Source organism: Xanthomonas sp. WHRI 6108, assembly GCF_040202385.2.
GTDB lineage: Bacteria > Pseudomonadota > Gammaproteobacteria > Xanthomonadales > Xanthomonadaceae > Xanthomonas > Xanthomonas arboricola.
Genome location: NZ_CP168198.1, coordinates 2,378,507 through 2,405,205, shown reverse-complemented (window position 1 = coordinate 2,405,205; position 26,699 = coordinate 2,378,507). Strand labels below are relative to the sequence as shown.

The 26,699-nt window shown below is 66.3% G+C and carries 2 protein-coding genes; both read left to right on the top strand.

Annotation, left to right across the window (positions count from 1 at the left end; genetic code table 11):
• Positions 1-6: 6 nt before the first annotated feature.
• Positions 7-11,079, top strand: a complete 11,073-nt coding sequence (locus ABQ039_RS10120) for an amino acid adenylation domain-containing protein (RefSeq protein WP_349777787.1) — start codon at positions 7-9, stop codon at positions 11,077-11,079.
• A gap of 2 nt (positions 11,080-11,081) precedes the next feature.
• Entirely contained in the window at positions 11,082-26,624 is a 15,543-nt protein-coding gene (locus ABQ039_RS10115; protein ID WP_349777921.1) for an amino acid adenylation domain-containing protein, read from the top strand.
• Positions 26,625-26,699 lie beyond the last annotated feature (75 nt).

The following is a 26,699-nucleotide window of genomic DNA, read 5'->3' as shown; positions in this document are numbered from 1 at the left end:
GAGATCGTGACGTTGCTCAACGCCGAAGGCGTCTTTCCTTTCATCGACCAGGACCGGCTCAAAACTCGTTCGGCCTCAGCGGATATTTCACCACGTGCGGTCGCGTTGCTGCGCGAGAACCGTGACGCCCTCATCGCATTCCTCTCGGATAGTGCTGTCTTACCGATCGCGGAGGCGATTCCCCGACGCGGGCAGCCGCAGCGGCCAGCGCCGCTGTCGTTCGCGCAACAGCGGCTGTGGTTCTTGCACCAGCTCGACCCGGCCGCCAGCGCCGCCTACCACGTCGGCGCGGCGCTGGCCTTGCGCGGCGCCCTCGACGTGGACGCGCTGCGGCTGACGCTGGCTCGTATTGTCGAACGCCACGAGGTCTTGCGGACCTGTTTCGTCGATCAGGACGGCGAGCCGGTGCAGTGGGTCCTGCCGGCTCACGCGGTGCCACCGTTGCCGCTGTTCGACCTGCGCGGCGAGGATGCCGCATCGCGGATATGGGAGCACCTGCGCGACGAGGGCGAGGCACCGTTCGATCTCGTTACCGGCGGACCACTGCGCATGCGCCTGCTGCATACCGGCGAGGAGGAGCACGTATTGGTGGTCACGATGCATCACATCGTCTCGGACGGCTGGTCGAACGCGGTGCTGGTGCGCGAATTGGGCGCAATCTATGCCGCAACCGTCGCTGGCCAGCCCGATCCGCTGCCGTTGCCGTCCATCCAGTACGCCGACTATGCGGCATGGCAGCGCGAACGCCTGGACCAGGCGCGTTTGCAGACGGAGATCAGCTACTGGAAACAGCATCTGGCAGGCGCACCAGCGCTGCTGGAACTGCCGAGTGACCGTCTGCGGCCGGCGCACCAACGCTATACCGGCGAACGCGTGCCGGTGCGAATCGACCAGGGGACTAGCGACGCGCTGCGCAACCTGGCCTGGCGCCATCGGGTGACGCCATTCATGGTCCTCCTGGCGGCCTGGGCGGCCTTGCTGCACCGGCTCTCGGGCCAGGACTCGGTCGTGGTCGGCTGCCCGGTCGCCAATCGTCAGCGACCGGAGGTCGAACCACTGATCGGCTTTTTCGCCAATACCATGCCGTTGCATGTGCATCTGGAAGACGATCCGTCTGTGGCAGGCCTGCTGAGCCGGGTCCGCGAGCTGACCCTGGACGGCTACGCCCATCAAAATGTGCCGTTCGAGCAGGTCGTTGATGCGCTGCGACCGCAGCGCAGTCTCAGCCACTCACCGCTGTTCCAGACCAGCCTTACCGTATCCGGCGCAGGCGCCTCCGCACCCGACCTGCAGGGCGTGCGGGTAGAGGCGCTGCAGCCGCCGCGGCACAGCGCGCAATTTGACCTGGCGCTGGCACTGGCCGATGAAGCGGGCGGCTTCTGTGGCGAGTTGGTGTACACCTGCGACCTGTTCGATCGCACCACCATCGACCGCTGGCTAGGCCACTTTGATTGCTTGCTGCGGGCAATGGCCTTTGACGATACCGTCCGGGTCAGTACGCTGGATCTGCTGGATGCGTCCGGTCGCCAACAGATGGTCGCGCTGGCTGCTGGTCGGGCAGTCTCCGAGGCTGTCCCCGAGACGGCGTTGAAGCAGATCCAGCGCCATTGCGACGCGCGATCCGACGCGGTGGCAGTGATCGCCGGCCACCAGCAATGGAGCTGGGCGCAGCTTGGCGCCGCTGCCGATGCAGTGACCGATGCACTGAGCGTGGCCGGTGTCGGCGAGGGCGACCGGGTCGTCCTGTTGCTGGAGCGCGATGCCTGGATGGTGGCCGCGATACTGGGCGCATGGAAGGCTGGCGCCGCCTATGTGCCGGTCGACACAACGTCACCGCCAGCGCGCATCGCCGCGATCCTCATCGACGCCGCGCCCGCCGCGATGCTGACCGCGCGCGCCGAGGTGGCAAAAGCGGTCCATTGCCCGAGCGGCATGGCGGTCATCGATGTCAACGCGCTGGCAGCTGCGCGCGCGACCGCTGCCCCCAGCAGCAGACCGAAGCATGCGGTTGGCGTCACCGCCTACCTGATCTACACCTCCGGCTCGACCGGCCGTCCCAAGGGCGTTGTCGTTGGTCATACCGCGCTGGCGCACTATCTGGATCGTGCGCGATGCCTTTATGACGCCGATGCGCTGGCTGCCGGCGTAGTTGCGACCACGCTCGCGTTCGACGCCACCGTCACCTCGCTCATCCTGCCCCTGGCCACCGGTCGCCCGGTCCACTTGCTGCCACCCGATCCGCACGCCTCGCTGGCCATACTGGCCAGCCTGATGGTCGGCACCGAACCGCTGCTTTTCAAACTCACTCCTGCACATCTGGAGGCGTTGGCGAATCTGGCCACGGTCCCGGGACAGGCGCCCCATCGCGTGGTCGTCGGTGGCGAAGCATTATCGACCTCGACCTTGGCCCGATTCCGCGAACGTGTCGCACCGAAGGCGACGGTGGTCAACGAGTACGGACCGACCGAAGCCACGGTCGGCTGCATGGTCCACGCCATTGGGCCTGCCGATGCATTGCCCAGTGAGGACGGGGTGCCGATCGGGCGGCCGTTCCCTGGCATGCGCATTGACGTCGTCGACCGCCATGGACAGCCGGTACCAATCGGCGTGCGCGGACAGCTCCATATCGTCGGTCCGCAGTTGGCCCAAGGCTATCGGGGCGGCGCCGACGCCGGTGGTTTCTACGTCAAGGCCGATGGCTGCCGCGCCTATCGCAGCGGCGACCTTGCGGCCTGGGGCGTCGATGGCCGCTTGCGTTTTTTCGGTCGCGACGACGCGCAGCTGAAGATTCGCGGGTATCGGATCGAGCCTGCGGAGATCGAAGCGCGTCTGATGGCGCTGCCGGGCGTGCAGGATGCCGCGGTGGTCGCTGTCGGCGACGACCACGATCGGCGTCTGGTGGCCTATGCGGTCTCTGCCGACGGCGCGCCAGTGATGGAGGATGCGCGCCTGCGTGCGACGTTAGCTCTCGAATTACCGCATTACATGCTGCCCGAAGCGGTGGTCTGGATCGAGCGAATGCCGCTGACCGTCAACGGCAAGCGCGAATTCGCGGCGTTGCCGGCATGGCGGAGCGATGCCGGGGCCAAACACGAGTTGACCCCGCCGACGACTGTCAGCGAGCAGGTCCTGCACGACTCCTGGTGCGCCATCCTCGGTCACGCGAAGATCGGCCTGGACGAGGATTTCTTCGCCCTCGGTGGTCACTCACTGCTGGCCACCCGGGCAATCGCCGATATCGGTCGTCGACTGGAGCGCAGCGTGCCCCTGCGCGCCCTGTTCGAGCATCCGACCGTGCGTCGTCTGGCCGCCCACGTCGACAGCCACGGCGAGCAGCGCATCCAATTGCGACCGCGCCCGCCGGGCACCGCGCCGGTGATGTCGCACGCGCAGAAGCGCTTGTGGATTCTCGACCAGGTCGAGGGCGGCAGCCGCCAATACCACATCGCCGTGACGCTGCGCCTGCGCGGTGATCTGGACATGGAGGCCTGCAGGATTGCGCTGGACGGTATCGTGGCCCGCCACGAGGTCTTGCGCACGCGCTTCCTGGCCGGCGATGGTGATGGGCGGTGCGAGGTCGTCGACCTGGCTGACGCGCCGTTAGAACTCCATGACCTGCGCAAAAGCGCGGTCAGCCAACGCAAGGCAGTGTTGACCGCACGGATACGCGAGGAAGTCGAACGGCCGTTCGACCTGGGGACCGACACGTTGTTGCGCGCGGCGCTATTGCGTATCGACGAACAGGAATGGGTCGCGGTGCTGACGGTGCATCATATTGCTTCCGATGGCGGCTCCAGCGCATTGCTGGTCAAGGAGTTCGTCGAACTGTATGCCGCCGCCTGCGAAGGACGCCGGCCGGCCTTGCCACCTTTGGCGGTGCAGTACGGGGACTACGCTTTGTGGCAGCAACGCGTGTTGGACCAGGCGCGACTGCAACAGGGGCTGGATTACTGGCGCGAGCGCCTGGAGGGGGCACCGCCCGTGCATGGCCTACCGCTGGATCGACCCTGGCCGACACAGCGCACCTTTTCCGGCGGCCGGATCGAACGCAGACTGGAATCATCGCTATCCGCTCGCCTGCGCGAACTTGCCCGGGCGCGCGCAGCGACCCCGTTCATGCTGCTGCACGCGGCATTCGCCGCAGTGCTGGCGCGCTGGAGTGGCGAAGACGATGTGGTGGTCGGCTCGCCGGTCTCCGGACGCCATCATTCGGCCACCGAACCACTGATCGGATGCTTCGTTAACAGCGTGGCCATTCGCACCCACGTGGACACTGCGCAAAGCTTCGAGACACTTCTAGGCCACGTCCGGACCACCGTTCTGGATGCATTCGCACACCAGGCCATTCCCTTCGACCTGGTGGTGGAGGCGGTCAATCCACCGCGCAGTCTCGGCCACGGCCCGATATTCCAAATCAGCTTCACGATGCACCAGGACGAAGTTGCAGACCTCGCGCTGCCGGGCCTGAACGTGGGCGGTCTGGAGTCCGGTATCGACGTGTCGCGCTTCGATCTGGAACTGCATGTGCGCGATCGGGGCGACGATTTCGACATGACCGTGCTGTATGCGACCGAATTGTTCGATGCCAAGACCGTCGAACGCCTGGCCGACGCGCTACTGGCGTGCTTGTCGGCCGCCGCCAAGGATCCGCAGGCGCCATTGCTCGCGTCGGCGGCGATGTCAGCCGACGATGCTGCGCGCGTGCTTGCGCTCGGCGCACCATCGCTCCTGCCGCGTCCGGCACTGTGCGCGCACCAGTTGTTCGAGCACTGCGCGCGCGCGACACCGTACGCAGCAGCGGTGGTTTGCGACGGCCACGCGTGGACGTATGCCGACCTGGACCGCCGCGCGAACCGAATAGCCGCGTTCTTGCATGCGCAGGGGATCGGGCCAGGGGCCCGGATTGGCGTGTGCATGGAGCGGTCACACGATTTGTTTGCAGGTCTGTTGGCTGTCCTCAAGGCGGGCGCCGCCTACGTACCGATCGACCCGACCTATCCCGAAGAGCGTATCGCCGCGATGCTGGAGGATGCCGCGCCGGCACTGGTATTGACCCAGCAGGGCGTACTGGAAGCGGTCCCGGCGTTGGGCGAGCACAGTGTGGTACCGGTCGATGGCGCTCTCGCCCACGCCTTGTTCGGCGCATCCGACGCGGCCGATCCGGGTGCCCCGCAGACAGGCGTGCGTCCGCAGGATCCAGCCTACGTGGTGTTCACCTCCGGCTCGACTGGACGCCCCAAGGGCGTCATCGTGCCGCACTGCGGCATGATCAATCTGGCCCTATCGCAGCGCGAGCTGTATCAGGTGGGCGAGGGCGACCGCGTGCTGGCATTCGCGTCGGTGAGCTTCGACGGAGCCGTCTGGGAATGGCTGATGGCGCTGGCCAATGGCGCGGCCCTGCATGTCTGCGCGGAAGAAGACCGGCGCTCGCCAGCACGACTGGCACGTTTGTTGAGCACGGCCGAGATCACCCATGCGGCCATACCGCCGGCGTTGCTGGCGCAACTGGATATCGGTTCTACACCGGCGCCGCGCGTGCTGTTCGTCGCCGGCGAGGCTTGCGACGAACGCTTGGCCTGGGCCTGGGCCGAGCGTTGTCGCGTGGTCAATTCTTATGGCCCGTCCGAGATCACCGTTGCTGCGACCAGCGCGGAGGTGGTGCCCGGCCGTCCGCTGACCCTGGGCCGCGGCCTTCCAAACGTCGAATTACGCGTCCTCGACACACAGGGCGCGCCGGTGGCGGTCGGCGTGCCTGGTGAGCTCTACATCGGTGGTCCAGGCCTGGCTGACGGCTATCTGGGGAACGAAACACTGACCGCGCTCAACTTCATCGATGGACTCGCCGCCGACGGTGGCCGTCTGTACCGCAGCGGCGACCGTGTGCGTTGGAATGCGCAGGGTGAGTTGGAGTTCCTCGGGCGCGTCGACGGCCAGATCAAGATTCGTGGACATCGTGTCGAGCCGGGTGAGATCGCCGCGTTGCTGCGCGCCCACGAGAGCGTGTCCGAGGCCGTGGTCGCGGTCCGTGGCGACGGCGCTCTGCGTCGCTTGGTCGCCTACGTGGTGCCAGCCGTCGCCAACGAAGCAGAGGTCAACGAAGCGCTGCTGGTGCGCGCATTACGTGAGCGAATCAAACGGCATCTCCCCGATTACATGATGCCGGCGGCATTCGTAGCGATCGATGCGCTGCCATTGACCGCCAATGGCAAGATCGACCTGCGCCGACTGCCGGAGCCTGATTACCAGTCCCAGGCCGTGCACGTCGCGCCGCGCAACGAACATGAAATCACGCTGGTGGCGATTTGGCAGGAAGCGCTGCGGCTGGAGCTGGTCGGCGTGCACGACAACTTCTTCGAGATCGGCGGCGATTCCATCCTGGCGATCCAAGTGGTATCGCGCGCGAACAGGGCCGGGCTGGCGCTCACTACCCGCCATCTGTTCGTCGCCCAGACCGTGGCCGAGTTGGCCGCGCTGGCCGCCACGCTGGACGCGCCTGCAGCCGTGGCGCCGCAGCAGGCGATCGAAGGTGGGCAGGTGCTGTTGCCGGTGCACCGCTTATTGATCGGCCTGGACGAGACGGACCGCCATCACTACAACCAAGCGGTGCTGCTGAGGACACCTGCAGATGTCGATGAAGCGATCCTGCGGGACGTGGTGGCGGCGGTCTATCGCCGTCACGATGCGTTGCGCCTACGCTTCGCCGAGCGCGATGGCGACTGGCAGGCCTGGTATGCGCCATTGGACGAGGCAATGCTGTCGGCAACGATTGTGCGCGAACGCCTACCCGAAACCAACGCAACCGCGTTCGTGACGGCGCGTTGCGATCATTGGCAACGCTGCTTCGATCTTGCGCGGGGGCCGCTGCTGCGGGTGGTCCATTTCGCGCCTGCCCGTGCGGGCGAGAGTGGGCGTCTCTTGCTGCTGGCCCAGCACTTCGTCGTGGACGGGGTGTCTTGGCGAATCCTGCTCGCCGATATCGAGCGCGGCTACGGCCAGGCCGTGGCCGGTCGAGCGATCGAACTGGGCGCCAAGACGTCCTCGTTCCAACAATGGGGTCAAGCCCTGCTCGAGCATGTGGGTTCGTCGCGGCAGGCGGCGCAACGGTCGTTTTGGCTGCGCCAGTGCCGACTCCACGTGGAGCCGTGGCCGAACGACTTCGGCACCGAGGATGTCGGGCGAATGAGCGATAACGCGTTGGTGACTGCCAGCCTCGACCCGACGCGTACTCGTCGGCTGCAACAAGACTGTGCGGCCGCCTACCGGACCCAGATCAACGAGCTGCTGCTGGCGGGCGTCTACCTCGGACTGCGCGCGTGGAGTGGCGCGAGCGCATTCCGCGTGCGCATGGAAGGACACGGTCGCGAGGACCTGTTCGACGAGCTCGATGTCACGCAAACCGTTGGTTACTTCACCGGCATCTATCCGTTGGTGATCAGCGCGGCTAGCGACGAGGTAGGCGAGGTCATCAAGGCGGTCAAGGAGCAGTATCGGGAGGTTCCCGATCACGGCATCGGGTTCGGCATCGCCCATCAGCTGGGCAACGACCCGGAACTCGTCGAGGCTGCCGGACGGCTCGGTCCGCCCGACCTGGAGTTCAACTACCTCGGCCAGTTCGATCAGGTGATCAACGAGGAGACTGCCTTCCAGGCCGCGCCGGAAGGTGTGGGTGACAAGGTCAGCCCGCGTCGCCGGAGGGTGCGCAGGATTGGCTTGACCGGACGTGTGTTCGGCGGCGAACTCACGCTGGTGCTGGATTACAGCCGTGCCCAGTATCGCGACGAAACGGCGCAAGCGCTGATCGAGGCGATCGTGCAAGGTCTGGACCGAGTTATCGATCATTGCAGCACGCCCGGAGCCGGCACGCGCACGCCGTCGGACTTTCCCTTGGCCACGGTCGACCAGGCGCAATTGGACGCATGGCAGCGCCGCTATGGGGCGATCGCGCAGGTGTATCCGGCAACGCCGATGCAGGCGGGCCTGCATTTCCACAGTCAGCTCGAACGTTCCGCTTACGTGGTGCAGTCGTATCCGACCCTTCACGGTCCCCTGGACATAGAAGCGTTCCGCCGCGCCTGGAAAGACACGCTGGCCCGCCACGACATCCTGCGCACCGCGTTCTCCGAGGCCGGCGGAACGCTGCAACAGATCGTGCTCGATCGGGTCCAGCTGCCATGGCGCGAAGAAGATCTGCGCGATCTGGCACCAGCCGAGCAGGAGGCGCGCTTTGCCACCTTCCTGGCCGCCGACCGCGACGCCGGCTTCGACTTCGCCAACGCACCGTTGCTGCGGCTGACGCTGTTCCGTCTGGGCCACGATCACCATCGCGTGCTGTGGACCCAGCACCACATCACCCTCGACGGCTGGAGCGGGCCGCTGGTCTATCGCGATGTGCTGGAGCGCTATGTCGCACTGAGCGAAGGTCGCCCGGATACGCTTGCGGCGCCGGCCGCGTACCGCGACTACATCGCCTGGCTATCGCGCCAGGACACCAACGCGGCGCGCAGCTACTGGCGCGCAGCACTGTCGGGACTGTCGCTGCCGACCCCGCTGGGAGTGGACCGTCTGCCTACCGACGGCGAACACGGTTCCCGCGAGCGCCGGTTGCGTCTGTCGGTGGCGGCCACGCGTGCACTGGAATCGATGGCGCAACGCTTGAAGGTCACCTTCAACACCCTGCTGCAGTGGAGCTGGGGCTATGTGCTGCATCGCTACAGCGGAGAGGACGAGGTCGTGTTCGGCACCACCTTGTCGGGGCGCCCGGCGGAGGTGCCGGACATCGAATCGATGGTCGGGCTGTTCATTCAGACTGTACCGGTGGCGGTGCGCTTTGGCCGCGACGCCGATACAGCATCGATGCTGGCGCGCCAGCATGCCGAATTTGTCGAAAGCACACAGCACGGTTTCCTGCCGCTTCCGCAGATCCAGTTGGAGGCCGGCGGAATGCCGCTGTTCGACAGCCTGCTGGTGTTCGAGAATCTGCCGACCGATGCCCGCGACCAAGCGGCAGCCCTGCCGGGCCAGCTGCGAATCGAGCGTGATTCGGCACCGCAGTTCACCCATTTCCGCCTGACGCTGATTGCGGTGCTGGAAGACACCTTGCTGCTGCGCATGGGCTATCGCGCCGAGCACTTCGCCGAGGCCACCATCGGCCGCCTGGTCGCGCATCTGGGGCGGGTGCTCGAGGATCTGCCCGCAGCGGTTGCCGCAGGACGCGAGCCGGCGCTGCACGATGCTGCTGAGCGCGCGACGATCGCTGTCTGGAATGGCGCTCGCGCGCCGTATCCTCACGATAGCTCGCTGGCCGACCTGTTCGAGGCGCAGGCTGCGCGCACGCCCGATGCGATCGCGGTCCAGGCCGACGGAATCATGCTGGACTACGCGACGCTCAATGCCCGCGCCAACCGCATCGCCCATGGTCTGCGCGAGCGCGGCGTTGTGACAGATGCACGGGTCGCGATCGTGGCACCACGCGGTGTCGCGATGCTGGTGGCGATGCTGGCAGTGCTCAAGGCAGGCGGTGCTTATGTGCCGATCGATCCGGCCCAGCCGGACGCGCGCGTGAGCTATCTGCTCGAGGACGCTGCGCCGGTTGCCGTTCTTGCCGCAGATGACGCAGCAGCATGGGTGGGGCAACGCCTGTCGCTGCACGAAGAGGCGTGGTCGCATGAGTCGCAGCTCAATCTTGCGCGCCAGCCAGCCAGTGGCCGCGAACTTGCCTACGTGATGTATACCTCCGGCTCTACCGGGCAGCCCAAAGGGGTCATGGTCGAACACCGAAGCATTGTGCGCCTGGTGTTTGGCACCGATTTTGCGCCGCTCTCGCCTGCTGATCGCGTCGCCCATTGCTCGAACCCAGCGTTCGATGCATCCACCTGGGAGATCTGGTCGGCCTGGCTGCAAGGCGCGCGCGTGGTCGTTTTCGACCAGCAGACCGTCCTGCATGCTGCGGCCTTGCGCGACGCGCTGTTGAGTGCCGGCGTCACCGCGATGTGGATGACAGTGGGACTGTTCAACAGCCATCTGCCGGTGCTTGGACCGGCCTTGGCACAGCTGGGCCACTTGCTAGTGGGCGGCGATGCACTCGACCCGCGTCGGATCGCCGAGTTGGCGCAGTCGCCGTATGCGCCGGCACGACTGGTCAACGGCTATGGACCGACCGAAAGCACCACGTTTGCGCTGACCTATGCGATCACTGGAGCAGTCGATGGCGAGCGTGCGATTCCAATCGGGCGGCCAATCGCCAATACCACCGTACATCTGCTGGATGAGCGGATGCAGCCGGTGCCGATCGGTGTGGTCGGAGAGCTATGGATCGGTGGCGACGGGCTGGCCCGGGGCTACCTGAATCAGCCAGAGCTCACTGCCGAACGCTTCGTCGACACCGGCGCGCATGGCCGCCTGTACCGCAGCGGCGACCTCGGTCGCTGGTTGCCTGACGGAACCGTCGAGTTCGTTGGCCGTCGTGACGCTCAGGTCAAGTTGCGTGGCTTCCGTATCGAGCTGGGTGAGATCGAATCGGCGCTTGCGGCACTTCCGGGTATGCGCGAGACAGTCGTGGTCGCTCGCGAAGATGAGCGCGGCGACCGTCAACTCGTCGCGTACACAGTGGCTGGCGAGGATTTCGATCCATTGCAGGCGCGTCTTTCGCTGGTAGCCGTGCTGCCGGATTACATGGTGCCGGCGGCGATCGTGGTGCTGCCGGGACTTCCGTTGACTACCAATGGCAAGGTCGATCGTTCCGCCTTGCCGGCCCCCGACTGGAGCCTGGATCAAAGCGACACTTTGCCGCAGACGGCGACCGAAACCCGCGTACACCGGGTCTGGTGCGAAGTGCTCGAACGCGAATCGGTTGGCACCCGCCGTACTTTCTTCGAGGTCGGTGGGCACTCACTGCTCGCGACCCGGGTGGTGGTCGCGCTGCAGGCCGAATTCGATTGCGAACTGCGCATCGCCGATCTGTTCGCTCGCTCGACCATCGTCGAGCTGGCGGCCTGGATCGATGCGTTGACTGCGGCTGGGGCACAAGTCGCAACGGGTACGGTGGAAGAGAACGACGCAATGGAGATGACCGAATGGTGAGCATGGATCTGGCCGCGTTGCTGCATGAACTCGGCCGACGGCAGGTCATGCTTTCTGTCGAAGAAGGACGCTTGCGCAGCAATGCGCCGCGCGGCGCGATCACGCCGGAGTTGGCGGACGCCATCCGTTCGCACAAGGACGCGTTGATCGCCGTTCTCGAGCGTGGCCGCGGCAATGGTGCCTTAGCTGCGATCCAACCGGCAGCGAAGGCGTCGTGCTACCCGCTGTCATTCGCGCAGCGTCGGTTGTGGTTCGTTGATCTCCTTGGTGGCGGCAGCCCGCAATACAACTTGCCCGGTGCGCTGCGCCTGCGCGGCCGACTTGACGTGGCCGCATTGCAGCGTGCGCTGGAAGCGCTGCTGGAACGACATGCGATCCTGCGTACCGTCTATGCCGACCACGACGGAGAGCCGGTACAGCGTGTGTTGCCGGCGACATCGCTGACCATGGTTCGGCACGCACTGGATGGGCTTGAAGAGGGAGCGCGCTCAAGCGCGCTGGACGCACTGCTGCAGGCGCAGGCCAGCGCCGTCTTCGACCTGTCAGGGGACGTGCTGTTGCGGGTCGCACTGGCTCATATGGGTGAGGACGATCATGTTCTGTTTTTCTCTACACACCACATCGCCGGCGACGGCTGGTCGATGGGGCTGCTCGTGCAGGACATGGCCGTGTTGTACTCGGCCTTTGTTGAAGGCCGCGACAACCCCTTGCCGGCGCCGAGCCTGACCTATGCCGATTACGCCTGTTGGCAACAGCAGCGACTGGCCGATGGCAGCCTCGACGCCTCGTTGCGATTTTGGTGCCAAGGCTTGCGCGATGCGCCGGCGCTATTGGAGCTGCCTGGCGATCGGGCACGGCCGGCGCGCCCAAGTCACCGTGGCGCCAGCCTGCCGTTGCGCCTGGCGCCGGAGCAGGCGCAGCTGTTGCGCAACTGGGCCTCTGCGCATGGCGCGACACTCTTCATGGCGTTGCTGGCCGCTTGGTCGGTTCTGCTGTCGCGGCTGAGCGGGCAGGGTGAGGTGGTGATCGGCACCCCGGTCGCCAACCGTCAGCGACGCGAGACCGAGACCCTGGTCGGCTTCTTCGTCAACACGCTCGCATTGCGTGTCAACCCGGCGGCGGCTAGCAGCGTTGCCGAACTGATCACTCAGGTGCGCGATGCGACCTTACGCGCTTATGACCACCAGGATGTGCCGTTCGAACAAGTGGTCGAAGAACTGCGGCCGGTGCGCGATCTCGGCCACCATCCGGTATTCCAGACGATGCTGGCGCTGGACAACACGCCCGGCGGCCGCGGTTTGGTGCTGCCTGGCCTGGACGTACAGTCGGTGTCGATGCCCCACCAGAGCGCGCATTGCGATCTGACTGCGACCTTTGTCGAAAATGCGGATGGCAGCGTGGGCGGCGCGATCGAATACGCCACCGACCTGTTCGACGCGGCAACGATCCAACGTTGGGCCGGCTATCTGCAGCGGCTGCTGCAGGCAATGCCCGATGCCGAAGGGCAGCCGGTGGCGGCGTTGCCGATGCTGTCCGAGCGCGAGCGCGAGCAACTGGTCCACGGCTTCAACGCCACCGCCCGTGCGTATCCGGCCCAGTCCACCATCGCCGAGGTATTTGCCACCTGCGCGGCCCGTCGCGGCGAGGCGATCGCGCTATGCGATGCTGATCACGCGCTCAGCTATGCCGAGCTGGATGCGCGCGCCAATCGTCTGGCCCACGGCTTGCGTGCGCATGGGGTGGATCGCGAGCAGCGCGTTGCGCTGATCGCCACCCGCAGCCTGGATCTGGTGGTCGCGCTCCTGGGCGTGCTCAAGGCCGGGGCGGCTTATGTGCCGCTGGATCCCGAGCAACCGATCGGCCGCCTGGCTGACCTGGTGGCCGACAGCGGTGCGACGGTGGTGCTGTCCGACCGGGCGCTGGAAGGCGCAGGGTTCCAAGCAACCCTGCCGCTGGCGCCATCGGCGTGGGCCCGCTATCCGGATACGGCGCCGGTGGTGGCAGGCCAGGCCAGCGATCTGGCCTATGTGATGTATACCTCCGGTTCGACCGGGACACCGAAAGGGGTGATGGTCGAGCAGGGCGCGGTGCTGCGGCTGGCGGTCAACGGCGGGTTTGCGCCGCTGGGCGATCACGACGTGGTGGCGCACTGCGCCAACCCGGCCTTCGACGCCTCGAGCTGGGAGCTGTGGGCACCGTTGTTGAACGGTGCCCGGGTGGCGGTAATCGATCCTGCGACAGTGCTGGAACCGGCGGCGCTGTCGGCGGCACTGGCGCGGTTCGGGGTCAGTGCGATGTGGCTGACGGTGGGACTGTTCAACGCCTACGTGGACGCGCTGGAAGCCGCGTTCGGGCAGCTGGACCAGTTGCTGATCGGAGGCGACGCGCTGGACGTGCACACGGTGGGACGACTGCTGTCGCGGTCGCAGCGCCCGCGGCGGCTGATCAACGGCTACGGTCCGACCGAGACGACGACGTTCGCCACCACCCACGAGATCGTCCTGGCAGACCTGGCGGGGCATGCGATTCCGATCGGTCGCCCGATCGGCAACACGACGATCCGGATCGTGGACGGGCAGGGGCGTGCGGTGCCGGTAGGCGTGATCGGGGAGCTGTACATCGGCGGGGCGGGAGTGGCGCGCGGGTATCTGAACCAGCCCGAGCTCAGTGCTGCGAGGTTCGTGGCCGATCCGCTGGGCGGCCCGGGGCGCTACTACCGAAGCGGGGACCTGGGGCGCTGGCGTGCGGATGGGACCATCGTGTTTGCCGGTCGCAACGACGGCCAGGTGAAGCTGCGCGGTTTCCGGATCGAGCTGGGCGAGATCGAGGCGGCGCTGCAGCGGCTGCCGGGCGTGCGCGAGGCGGTGGTGGCGGTTGGGCAGACCGAACAGGGCGGCCGTCGTCTGGTGGGCTATGTAGTGGGCGGCCAGGGCCGTGTGTCGGACTGGCGGCAGACACTGTCCACACAGTTGCCGGACTACATGGTGCCTTCGGCGTTGGTGTCGCTGGAGGCATTGCCGCTGACGGCCAACGGCAAGCTGGACCGCCGCGCATTGCCGGAGCCGGACGCCGCGTCGCTGGCGGTGGGCGACTATCAGGCCCCCCGGAACGAAACCGAACGTACCCTGGCCTCGATCTGGCGCGCGATCTTGCAGGTGGAACGGGTCGGCATCCACGACAACTTCTTCGAGTTGGGTGGGCACTCGCTGCTGGCAGCGCGGCTGGCCTCACGGGTGGCGGCCCAGTTGCAGCGGCAGGTGCCGGTCAGCGCGGTGTTCGAGCATCCGACTCCGGCACGGTTGGCCGCCTTCCTGGAAACCGCCGCAGCGGTATCAACGACGGTGCCGGTCCCCATCGATCCGGCGCAGCCGCCGCAACTATCGTTGGCCCAACAGCGGTTGTGGTTTCTCGATCGGCTCGACCGCGCCGCGTCGGCGGCATATCACATGCCTTCGGCATTGCATCTGCAGGGGCCGTTGGAATTACAGGCACTGCAAGCGGCACTGGACCGCATCGTGGCGCGACACGCGGTGTTGCGCATGCGCTTCGCCGAGACCGACGGTTGCGCGACCCCATGGATCGCGCCCATGGACGAAGGCCTGCCACTGCGTAAGGACGACCTGAGCCTGCTAGACCCGGAGGCGCGCATTCAAGCCCTGGCCGCAATTGCACGCGAGGAAGCACTCACTCCGTTCGATCTAGGCGCTGGGTGCCCGATCCGGGCGCGTCTGGTGCACCTTGGCGCACATGAGCATGCGCTGTTTTTGACCCTGCATCACATCGTGTCCGATGGCTGGTCCAACGGCATCCTGACCCAAGAGCTGAGCGCGCTGTATCGTGCCTTCGTCAAGGGCGCGTCCGACCCCCTGCCGCCGCTGCCGCTGCAATACGCCGATTACGCGGCTTGGCAGCGCGGCCGGATCGATGATGTCGCGTTGGAAGCGCAACTGACCTTCTGGCGGGAGCACCTGCACGGAGCGCCGGAGCTGCTAGAACTGCCGACCGATCGCGAACGTCCCCGGCAGCCTTCGCACGCTGGGGCGATGTTGCCCTTCGAACTGGGCGAGGCAGCGAGCACACGTCTGCGCGATTGGGCGCGAACGCATGGCGCGTCCACCTACATGGCGCTGATCGCGGCATGGGCAATTTTGCTCTCGCGGCTGAGCGGGCAGGACGAAGTGGTGATCGGCAGCCCGGTTTCCAACCGGCCGACACCAGAACTCGAGGTGCTGATCGGCTTCTTCGTCAACACCTTGCCGCTGCGAGTGAGGGTCGACGCCGACGCCCCGGTGCAGGTGTTGCTAGAGCAGGTCAGAACCGGCGTGCTCTCCGCGCTGGCCAATCAAGACGTCCCGTTCGAACAGATCGTCGATGTGCTCAAACCTTCGCGGCAGCTGGCCTACAGCCCGCTATTCCAGGTCGCGCTGGCGTTCGACAACACACCCAAAGGGGCCACAGGCAAGTTGCCAGGGCTGAGCCTGTCGAGTCTCGAACAGGCCCATGCCAGCACGCGCTTTGATCTGACCTTGTCGTTGTCCGACGACGCGCGTGGTATTCGCGGTGTACTCGAATACGCCACCGACCTGTTCGACGCGGCAACGATCCAACGTTGGGCCGGCTATCTGCAGCGGCTGCTGCAGGCACTGCCCGACGCCGAAGGGCAGCCGGTGGCGGCGTTGCCGATGCTGTCCGAGCGCGAGCGCGAGCAACTGGTCCACGGCTTCAACGCCACCGCCCGTGCGTATCCGGCCCAGTCCACCATCGCCGAGGTGTTTGCCGCCTGCGCGGCCCGTCGCGGCGAGGCGATCGCGCTATGCGATGCTGATCACGCGCTCAGCTATGCCGAGCTGGATGCGCGCGCCAATCGTCTGGCCCACGGCTTGTGTGCGCATGGGGTGGATCGCGAGCAGCGCGTTGCGCTGATCGCCACCCGCAGCCTGGATCTGGTGGTCGCGCTCCTGGGCGTGCTCAAGGCCGGGGCGGCTTATGTGCCGCTGGATCCCGAGCAACCGATCGGCCGCCTGGCCGACCTGGTGGCCGATAGCGGTGCGACGGTGGTGCTGTCCGACCGGGCGCTGGAAGGCGCAGGGTTCCAAGCAACCCTGCCGCTGGCGCCATCGGCGTGGGCCCGCTATCCGGATACGGCGCCGGTGGTGGCAGGCCAGGCCAGCGATCTGGCCTATGTGATGTATACCTCTGGTTCGACCGGGACACCGAAAGGGGTGATGGTCGAGCAGGGCGCGGTGCTGCGGCTGGCGGTCAACGGCGGGTTTGCGCCGCTGGGCGATCACGACGTGGTGGCGCACTGCGCCAACCCGGCCTTCGACGCCTCGAGCTGGGAGCTGTGGGCACCGTTGTTGAACGGTGCCCGGGTGGCGGTAATCGATCCTGCGACAGTGCTGGATCCGGCGGCGCTGTCGGCGGCACTGGCGCGGTTCGGGGTCAGTGCGATGTGGCTGACGGTGGGACTGTTCAACGCCTACGTGGACGCGCTGGAAGTCGCGTTCGGGCAGCTGGACCAGTTGCTGATCGGAGGCGACGCGCTGGACGTGCACACGGTGGGACGACTGCTGTCGCGGTCGCAGCGCCCGCGGCGGCTGATCAACGGCTACGGTCCGACCGAGACGACGACGTTCGCCACCACCCACGAGATCGTCCTGGCAGACCTGGCGGGGCATGCGATTCCGATCGGTCGCCCGATCGGCAACACGACGATCCGGATCGTGGACGGGCAGGGGCGTGCGGTGCCGGTAGGCGTGATCGGGGAGCTGTACATCGGCGGGGCGGGAGTGGCGCGCGGGTATCTGAACCAGCCCGAGCTCAGTGCTGCGAGGTTCGTGGCCGATCCGCTGGGCGGCCCGGGGCGCTACTACCGAAGCGGGGACCTGGGGCGCTGGCGTGCGGATGGGACCATCGTGTTTGCCGGTCGCAACGACGGCCAGGTGAAGCTGCGCGGTTTCCGGATCGAGCTGGGCGAGATCGAAGCGGCGCTGCAGCGGCTGCCGGGCGTGCGCGAGGCGGTGGTAACGATTGGGCAGACCGAACAGGGCGGGCGTCGTCTGGTGGGTTATGTCGTGGGCGGCCAGGGCCGTGTGTCGGACTGGCGGCAGACACTGTCCACACAGTTGCCGGACTACATGGTGCCTTCGGCGTTGGTGTCGCTGGAGGCGCTGCCGCTGACGGCCAACGGCAAGCTAGACCGCCGCGCATTGCCGGAGCCGGACGCCGCGTCGCTGGCGGTGGGTGACTATCAGGCCCCCCGGAACGAGACCGAACGTACCCTGGCCTCGATCTGGCGGGCGATCTTGCAGGTGGAACAGGTCGGCATCCACGACAACTTCTTCGAGTTGGGTGGCGACTCGATCTTGTCGATTCAGGTCGCGGCCCGCGCCAGCCAGAATGGCCTTGCGCTGACCACCCGCGACTTGTTCCAGGCACAGACCATCGCCACCCTCGCAATGCGCGTGCGGGAGGGCGTGACCCAGGCGGTACCGCAGGGCGATAGCGAAGGCTCTCAACGCCTGCTGCCAATCCAGTGTGGATTCTTCAACGACCCGGTCGACCGTCACCATTTCAACCAGTCGATTTGGCTAACTACGCCAGTCGACTTCGATCCGAGCGTGCTGGCGCCGATCATGCGAGCGTTGTACCTCCGCCATGACGCGCTGCGATTACGCTTCACGCTTGTGGACGGCACGCCGCACGCGCGCTATGCACCGCTGGACACGGAACTCCTGGATGCAGCGGTCGTGCTGGAACCAGGACTGGACGGGTTGGACGCACGTTGCGAGCGCTGGCAGCGCAGCTTCGATCTGGAGCGCGGGCCGCTGTTGCGCGCAGTGCATTTCGTGCCGCCGGCTGGCCAGGAGGGGCGCCTGTTGCTCGTCGCGCATCACCTAGTTGTGGACGGTGTGTCCTGGCGCATCCTGTTGGAAGACATCGAACGCGGTCATGCGAGCCTGCGTGCCGGTGAGCCGATCACGTTACCGCTGAAGACGCGGTCGTTCCAGCAGTGGGCCGAGCGGCTGACGCACTGGGCTCAAAGTGATTCCGCCACGGCCGAACTGGACTATTGGCGCGAGCAGGCGCGCGATGCTGGGACGGACGCGAACGCTCCCGCATTAATGCCCGACCATGGCGACCATGGCACTGCGCGCAGCATCAACCACGTACTGGACGAGGACAGCACCCGCGATCTGCTGCAGCACTGCAATGCCGCCTACCGTACCCGCATCAATGACCTCCTGCTGGCCGCAGTCTATCTAGGCGTGCGCGCATGGAGTGGCTGCGACCGAGTGGCCCTGCGGATGGAGGGACACGGCCGCACAGCGCCGGACGGCGAATTCGATCTGACCCAGACCGTCGGCTGGTTTACCTGCGTCTATCCGCTGACCCTGCATGCCGCCACCACCGAACTATCGGAGGTGATCAAGGCAATCAAGGAGCGTTGCCGCGCCGTGCCGGGCGACGGGCTGGGTTTTGGCGTGCTACGCGACCTGCGCGGCGATACGTTGTTGCGGGCGATGGCAGAGCCGGAATTCGAATTCAACTATCTGGGCCAAGTCGACCAGGTTTTGCAGGGCAAGGCCGGTCTGCGCGCCGCCGAAGGCGCAGCCGGTATGCAGGTGGCGCCGACGCGGCGGCGTTCGGCGCGCTGGTCATTGAGTGGGTTGGTTGCCGGCAGCCGCCTGCGCCTCTCGCTCGGCCACGATCCGGCGCGCGACGATTGCGCCAGCGCGGCGCGCCTGCTCGACTGCATCGTCGATGGCCTGCGTACGGTCATCACGCATTGTTTGCAGGCCGGCAGCGGAGGGTTCACCCCCTCGGACTTTCCGTTGCTGTCACTGGACCAGGCAGCGGTCGACGCGCTGCAGGCGCGCTATCCGCGCCTCCGCCGCGCCTATCCGGCGACGCCGATGCAGACGGGGCTGCATTACCACGCGGCCCTGGATCGTTCCGCTTACGTCGTGCAAATCCATCCTCTGCTGTGCGGCGCGTTGGACGTGGCCGCCTTCCGCGCTGCCTGGCAGGCAACCGTCGACCGGCATGCGATTTTGCGTACTGGCTTCCACACCGCCGGCGATGGATTGCTACAGGTCGTCTCCGACGACGTCAAACTGCCTTGGCAGGAACTGGATTGGCGCGGTCTCGACGAGAGTGACTGGCGCGCGCGCTTCGACGCATTCCGCGAAGCCGACCGCGCGATCGGATTCGCGCTGGAGGCTCCGCCGCTGATGCGGGTAACCCTCTTGCGGGTAGGCGATGAGCGCTGGCAACTGCTGTGGACGCAGCATCATCTGCTGTTGGACGGATGGAGTCTGCCGATGGTTTACCGCGACGTCATGCACGCCTACGCGGCGTTGCGTGGAGTCGCCTCCGCACCGTTGCCCGAGCCGGCGCCCTACGAGGAATACGTGGCGTGGCTGGGACGCCAGAATCCGGCCCAAGCGCGCGCCTACTGGCGCGAGCGTCTGGCCGGCATCGAGGCACCGACGCCGCTGGCGATCGACCGCGGCGAAGACAGCGGCCAGAGCGGCCATCGCGAGCTCACCGTCGAACTGGATGCAGCGGCCAGCCAGGCGCTGCGCGGGCTGGCCCAGCATCGCCGCACCACGGTCAACACCTTGCTGCAATGGAGCTGGGCCTGGCTGCTACATCGTTACAGCGGCGAGCGTGAGGTGGTGTTCGGCGCGACCGTGTCCGGCCGCGACGTCGACGTGGCGGCGATCGGCGAGATGGTCGGGTTATTCATCAACACGCTGCCGGTCAGGGTGGACTTCAACGGCGGCTCGATCGGCGAGTCTCTGGCTGCATTGCATGAACAGTTCCAGCGATCCACCGACCATGGCTATTTGTCGCTGGCGCAGATCCAGCGCGAGTCGGAGATCGCGCCCGGCTCGCCGTTGTTCGACAGCATCATGGCGTTCGACAACTACCCGCTGGATGCGATGGCCGATCCGGCGCTGACTCCGCAGACCGCCGGCCTACGCATGGAGAGCAGCGGTCATTCCGAACGCACCAGCTACAAGCTCAGCCTCAGCGCGAGTCTGGGACGGGTATTGACGCTGCGCCTTGGCTACCGCGCCGAGCAGATCGCGCCGGCCGCCGCCACCCGCCTGATCGCTCACCTTTGCTCAGTGCTGCGGCGGTTGCCGGACGCGCTGAAAGCCGATACGGTCGATCTGCTGGAAGAGGAGGAGCGAGCGGGTTTGCTCAAGCTGGGGACCGTGGCGCCCCCCGCACCGGTGTTCTACGCAGTGCACGAACGCGTGCTCGACTGGGCGCGGCGTCAACCCGATGCGCTCGCGATCGGAATCGACGGGCACCAGACCCGCTACGCCGAGTTGGCCGCACGGGCGATGGCAATCGCTGCAGAGATCTCTGGTCGCGGGGTTGGCCAGGAGCAGATCGTTGCGATCTGCGCTGGGCGCCACGCCGACACGATCGCGGCGATGCTCGGAGCGTTGATTGCGGGAGCTGCCTATCTGCCAATCGACCCGGCGTATCCGGCCGAACGGATCGCTTTCATGCTTGAGGACGCCGGCGCACGCTTGGTACTCGCCGATGCGTCCGGGCGCGAGGCGCTGGCGGGCCGGCACGCGGTGGTCGCGCTGGAACGCATCGCCGCACGTGCTGCCGATTCGACGCCGGCGGTGGCCACCACCCCTGACAGATTGGCTTACGTGGTCTATACCTCCGGTTCGACCGGCCGGCCCAAGGGAGTGATGCTGGAGCATCGCGGCCTGTCCAACCTCGCCGATGCGCAACAGGCCCTGTATGCCACCACTCCCGACAGCCGCGTCCTGGGCTTTGCTTCGATCGGGTTCGATGCCGCGGCCTGGGAATGGCTGATGGCGTTGGGCGCAGGCGCCAGCCTGCATCTGTGCAGCGAGATGACCCGTCTGTCGGCGCAGGCGTTGACCGAATTGCTGGTCGAGCAGCGCATCACCCACGCGACCCTGCCGCCGGTGATGCTGGCCCAGCTCAACCCGCAGGCAGATTACGCGTTGCGGGTGCTGATCGTCGCCGGCGAGGCCTGCGACGAACATCTGGCCTGGACCTGGGCGGTGCGGATGCCGCTGTTCAACGCCTACGGCCCGTCAGAGAACACCGTCGCAGCGACCTGCGCGCGCGTCGTCGCCGGCAAACCGGTGCGACTTGGTGCGCCACTGCCGGGTGTGCATCTTCGCGTGTGCGCCGAGGACGGAGCCCTGCAGCCGCGCTGCGTACCGGGCGAGCTGTGGCTGGGGGGCGTCGCGTTGGCGCGCGGCTATCTCGGCCGCACCTCACTAACGGCCGAGCGCTTCGTCGAGAGCGAGGGCGTACGCTATTACCGCACCGGCGACCGGGTCTGCTGGAGCGAGTCCGGTGAGCTGCGTTTCCTTGGGCGCGTTGATGAGCAGGTCAAGATCCGCGGCTACCGGGTCGAACCGGGCGAGGTCGAAGCCGCGATCGCCGCCGAACCGGATGTCGCCGAGGCAGTGGTAATCGCCCGCGACGACGATGGCCATGGACAACGCCTGGTCGCCTATGTGATCGCCGCCGATGGCGGCGAGGACCTGGCGCGCACGCTACGCCAGCGCCTGGCCCATCGCCTGCCCAATCACATGCTGCCGTCGGCGGTGGTGATGCTGGAGCGTCTGCCGGTCACCGCCAATGGCAAGGTCGACAGGCGTCGCCTGCCGGCACCCGCGCCGACCGCATCAGCGACGCACTTCGTGGCTGCACGCAATCCTCTCGAACAGGCGCTGGCCGACATCTGGGCGCAGGTACTTCGGGTCGAGCAGGTCGGCATTGACGACGACTTCTTCGAACGCGGCGGCGATTCGATCCTGGCGATCCAAGTGGTTGCGCGTGCCAACCAGGACGGTATCGCGATCACCACCGGCCAGCTGTTCGAGGCGCGCACGATCGCCGCGCTGGCCGCCGTGGCCGGTACCGCGGCCCGTGCCGATGCGCCGCAGGATGCGGTGCAGGGCCTGCAAGTGCTATTGCCGATCCAGCGAGATTTCCTGGCCGGCGAAGACCAGCAGATCCACCACTTCAACCAGGCGCTTCTGCTGGTTGCGCCGGCAACGTTCGACGCCGACGCGCTGCGCGTGCTGGTTACCGCCGTCTACAAGCGCCATGACGCGCTGCGGCTGTGCTTCTATCGCGACGACGACGGCACCTGGCAGGGCCGCTACCGGCCCTGGGACGCGGCAATGCTGGAGCAGGCTGCGCAGGTGGAGCCGTTGGGCGAGGATCTGGTCCTGCAATGCGACCGCTGGCAACGTGGCTTCGATCTGGCGCAGGGGCCGTTGTTCCGGGCAGTCTGGTTCCAGGCCGATGCAGGCGAGGGTCGTCTGCTGCTGGTCGCGCACCATTTGGTCGTCGACGCGGTGTCTTGGCGCATCCTGCTCTCCGACCTGGAACAGGCGTGGTCGCTGCATCGCGACGGCCGAACGGTGACGCTGGCGTCGAAAACCTCCTCCTTCGCACAATGGGGCGCAGCATTACAGGAATGGCGTGAGACACAACCGGGCCGCCTCGACGCTGCCTGGTGGGATGCCCATCTCGACGGAACCGGAGCCGCACCTCGCGAAGACCACGGCCGATTGGGCGACAGCCGCGTGCTGACCGATACGCTCGACGATGCGGAAACCGCCGCGTTGCTGCAGTCCTGCAATGCGGCTTACCACACGCGTGTCGACGAACTGTTGCTAGCAGCTGTCTGCATGGCGTTGCCGCATCCTGGGCGGGCCGGCGCGCTCGACGTGCTGATCGAAGGCCACGGGCGCGAGAATTTGTTCCCGACCCTTGATACCACCGGCACGGTCGGCTGGTTTACCAGTGTGTACCCACTCCCGCTGCGCTGGCACGGCGGCACGACGGGCGAGGTCATCAAAGGGGTCAAGGAGAGCTGTCGCGCCGTCCCGCACCGTGGAATCGGGCACGGCCTGCGTGGTCGCGACGACGGCGGAGCATGCCTGCTCGCATTCAACTATCTGGGTCAGTTTGATCAGGTGATCACCCCCGGTAGTGCATTCCAGATCGCACCGGAACCAGCCGGCGTGCAGGGCAGTGCATCGCGTCAACGTTCGGCACGCTACGCGATCAACGCGATGGTGTTCGGCAACTGCCTGCAACTTTCGCTGGACTTCGATGGACGTCGCGACGACGAGCAGAAAGTACGCGCGGTGCTGGACGCGGCGATGGCTGCATTGCGGCGGATCATCGCCCATTGCCAGGAGCCAGGTGTTGGCGCTTTCACGCCCTCGGACTTTCCACTTGCGCACCTCGACGCATCGACGCTGGATGCCGTGCTGCACGACTATCCGAATCTGGTCCGCCTGTACGCCGCGACGCCGATGCAACGCGGTCTGTGGTTCCACTCCCAGGTGGACGCCTCGGCCTACGTGGTGCAGGTGCATCCGCGGCTGTGCGGTCCGCTGGAGGTCGATGCCTTCAAGGCCGCTTGGCAAGACGTGGTGGACCGCTATGACATTTTGCGGACTGCGTTCGCCGGCGCGGGCGAGGCGCTGCAGCAAGTGGTGTTGAAGCAGGCCCCACTGCAATGGCGGCAAGAGGACTGGAGGGGAATGGATGCGACTACGCAACAGCAGTGCATCGAAAATTTGCTGGCCAGCGATCGCGCGCGAGGTTTCGACTTCGCCCATGCACCGTTGATGCGCGTGACCCTGGTGAGCCTGGGCGAAGACCGCCATCTGCTAGTGTGGAGCCTCCACCACGTATTGCTCGACGGATGGAGCATGCCGCTGGTGTACCGCGATGTGATGGCCTGTTATCGCGCACGCATCGCTGGCGAGCGCCCAAGCCTGCCGGTCGCGGTGCCTTACGAGCGCTATATCGCGTGGCTGGAGAGCCGTGACCGCGACGTCGCGCGCGACTTCTGGCGCGGCTATCTGGGCGGCATTTCGGCGCCGACGCCGCTAAGCATCGATCGCCGCGGCCTGACATCCGAGCCTGGTGTTGCTGGCTACCGCGAACGCCTGATGGAACTGGACGAGACCGCAACCGCAGCGCTCAGCGCGCTGGCGCGCGAACTGCGCACAACGCCCAATACGCTCGTGCAGTGGGCCTGGGCCTATCTGCTTCACCGCTATAGCGGGGAGAACAGCGTGGTATTCGGCGCGACGGTCGCGGGCCGGCCAGCCGAAGTAGCGGGCATCGAGTCCATGGTCGGATTGTTTATCAACACCATTCCTGTACGAGTCGATTTCGTCGATGGCCAAGCGCTCGAACAGGCACTGGCGAAGCTGCACGACGGCTTCACTCGCGCCAGCGGGCATGGCTACCTGCCATTGGCAGAGATCCAGGGTTTGTCGGAGGTGCAGGGCATACCGTTGTTTCAAAGCCTGCTGGCCTTTGAGAACTACCCATTGGATGCGGTCGAGGAAGCGAACCGCAGCGATAGGGATGCGTCAACGCCGCAACTGACGATCGAACGCGCCGATAGCAGCGAGCAGACCAGTTATCCACTGGTGCTCAGCGCACTGCTCGACCGTCGGTTGACGATCCGTTTCGGTTATCGCAGCGAGACCTTCGACAGCCGGCTGATTGAGCGGACGATTGGCCACATGCAACGGGTGCTGGAACAACTGCCGGCCGCCATGCGCGACGGCTGCCGCATCGACCTGCTCGACGCTGTCGAGCGTGCCGAGCTTGAGGCGTGGCAGCAACCGGCTGAGCGCTTCGAGGTCGTCGACACCCTGTCGGCGCTGTTCGAGGCGCAGGTACGACGCACGCCGCAGGCTGAAGCACTACGCTTCCAGGGACACAGCCTGAGCTACGACGCGTTGAACCGCGCGGCGAACCGGGTCGCGCACCGGCTGCTGACCCTGGGAGTGAAGCCGGACGACAGGGTTGCGGTTCGGGCGGCCCGCGGCCTGCCGATGCTAATCGGCCTGTTAGGCGTCCTGAAAAGCGGTGCCGCCTACGTGCCGATCGACCCGGCCTACCCAGCAGCGCGTCAGGCCTACATGCTCGAAGACAGCGCACCGGTCGCGCTGCTGGTTGATGAGCCAGCCGAAAACACCGGCAACGGAGCAGATGCGGACGTTGGCGTGTCCTGTCCACTGCTGACGATCATGGCAGGTGCGCCAGCGGACGAACACGATCCGCGCGTACCGGGCCTGGATCCCACGCATTTGGCGTACATTATCTACACCTCCGGTTCGACGGGTCGACCGAAGGGGGTGATGGTCGAACATCGCCACGTGGTTCGGCTGTTCTCCGCCTGCGCGCGCCACTTCGACTTTGGAACGCGCGATATCTGGACGCTCTTCCATTCCTTCGCGTTCGATTTCTCGGTGTGGGAGATCTGGGGGGCCTTGTTGCACGGTGGCCGCCTGGTGATCGTGCCAGCGCCGGTGGCGCAGTCACCGAAAGAATTCCTGCGCCTGCTGGCGGATGAGGGCGTGACCGTGCTCAACCAGACTCCGAGCGCGTTCCGTGCATTGACCGCCGCCCAGGACCAGAGCCACAACCACCAACTGCGGATGGTGATCTTTGGCGGCGAGGCGCTGGAGCTGCATGCGCTGCTGCCGTGGATCGAGCGCAACGCTCTGCATCGCACACGCTTGATCAACATGTATGGCATCACCGAAACCACCGTGCACGTGACTTACCGGGAGATCAGCGAGACAGAGGTACGCGGCGGCAGTGGAAGTCCCATCGGCCTGCCACTGGCGGATCTGTCGCTGCGCCTGCTCGACAATCGTGGTGAGCCGGTGCCGCTTGGGATGACCGGGGAGATCTATGTCGGCGGCGGCGGTGTCGCACGTGGCTACCTGAATCGCGCAGCGCTGACCGCCGAACGTTTCCTGACGCTACCTGACAACGATCGGCTGTACCGTACTGGCGACCTCGGCCGACGATTGTCGGATGGCTCGATCGAGTATCTCGGTCGCAACGATCAGCAGGTCAAGATCCGTGGCTTCCGCATCGAACTGGGCGAAATCGAAGCGGCGCTGGCTGCCGCCCCGGACGTCGACGAGGCGGTGGTTGCGGTGCGCGAGGATCGCGGCGATCGTCGTCTTGTCGCCTACGTGGTCTCCGCGCCTGGCGTGACGTTGGAGATCGCAGACTTGCGGGAGCGGCTCGCCGCCACGTTGGCTGCCTACATGATACCGGCTGCCTTTGTCGTGCTTGACGCCTTGCCATTGACGATCAACGGCAAGCTCGACCGCGCCGCATTGCCAGCACCGGACGGCGCGGCCACGGCGGCGAGCGCGTTCGAGCCGGCACGCACTGACAGCGAGCGCGTGCTGTCCAGGATTTGGCAGCAGACGCTGGCGGTGGAGAGGATCGGGCGATACGATCATTTCTTCGAGATCGGCGGTCACTCGCTGCTGGCGGTGAAGGTTCTGGCTGAGATCAAGCAGCACTTCGGCATTGAGCTATCGATCCGAGACGTGTTCGAGAAGACCACGATCACGGCACTGGCGACGTATCTTGACGAACGGTTGGGCGAGACGGCGTTGCGTGACGCTTTGGTGATGGACAACACCGACAGTAGCGATCAGGGACTTATCGAGCTATGAGTTTTCGCGAAGTATTGAAGGCGTGTGTAGACAGCGGAATTCGGGTCAAGGCCCGCGATGGAAAGCTGTTGCTGG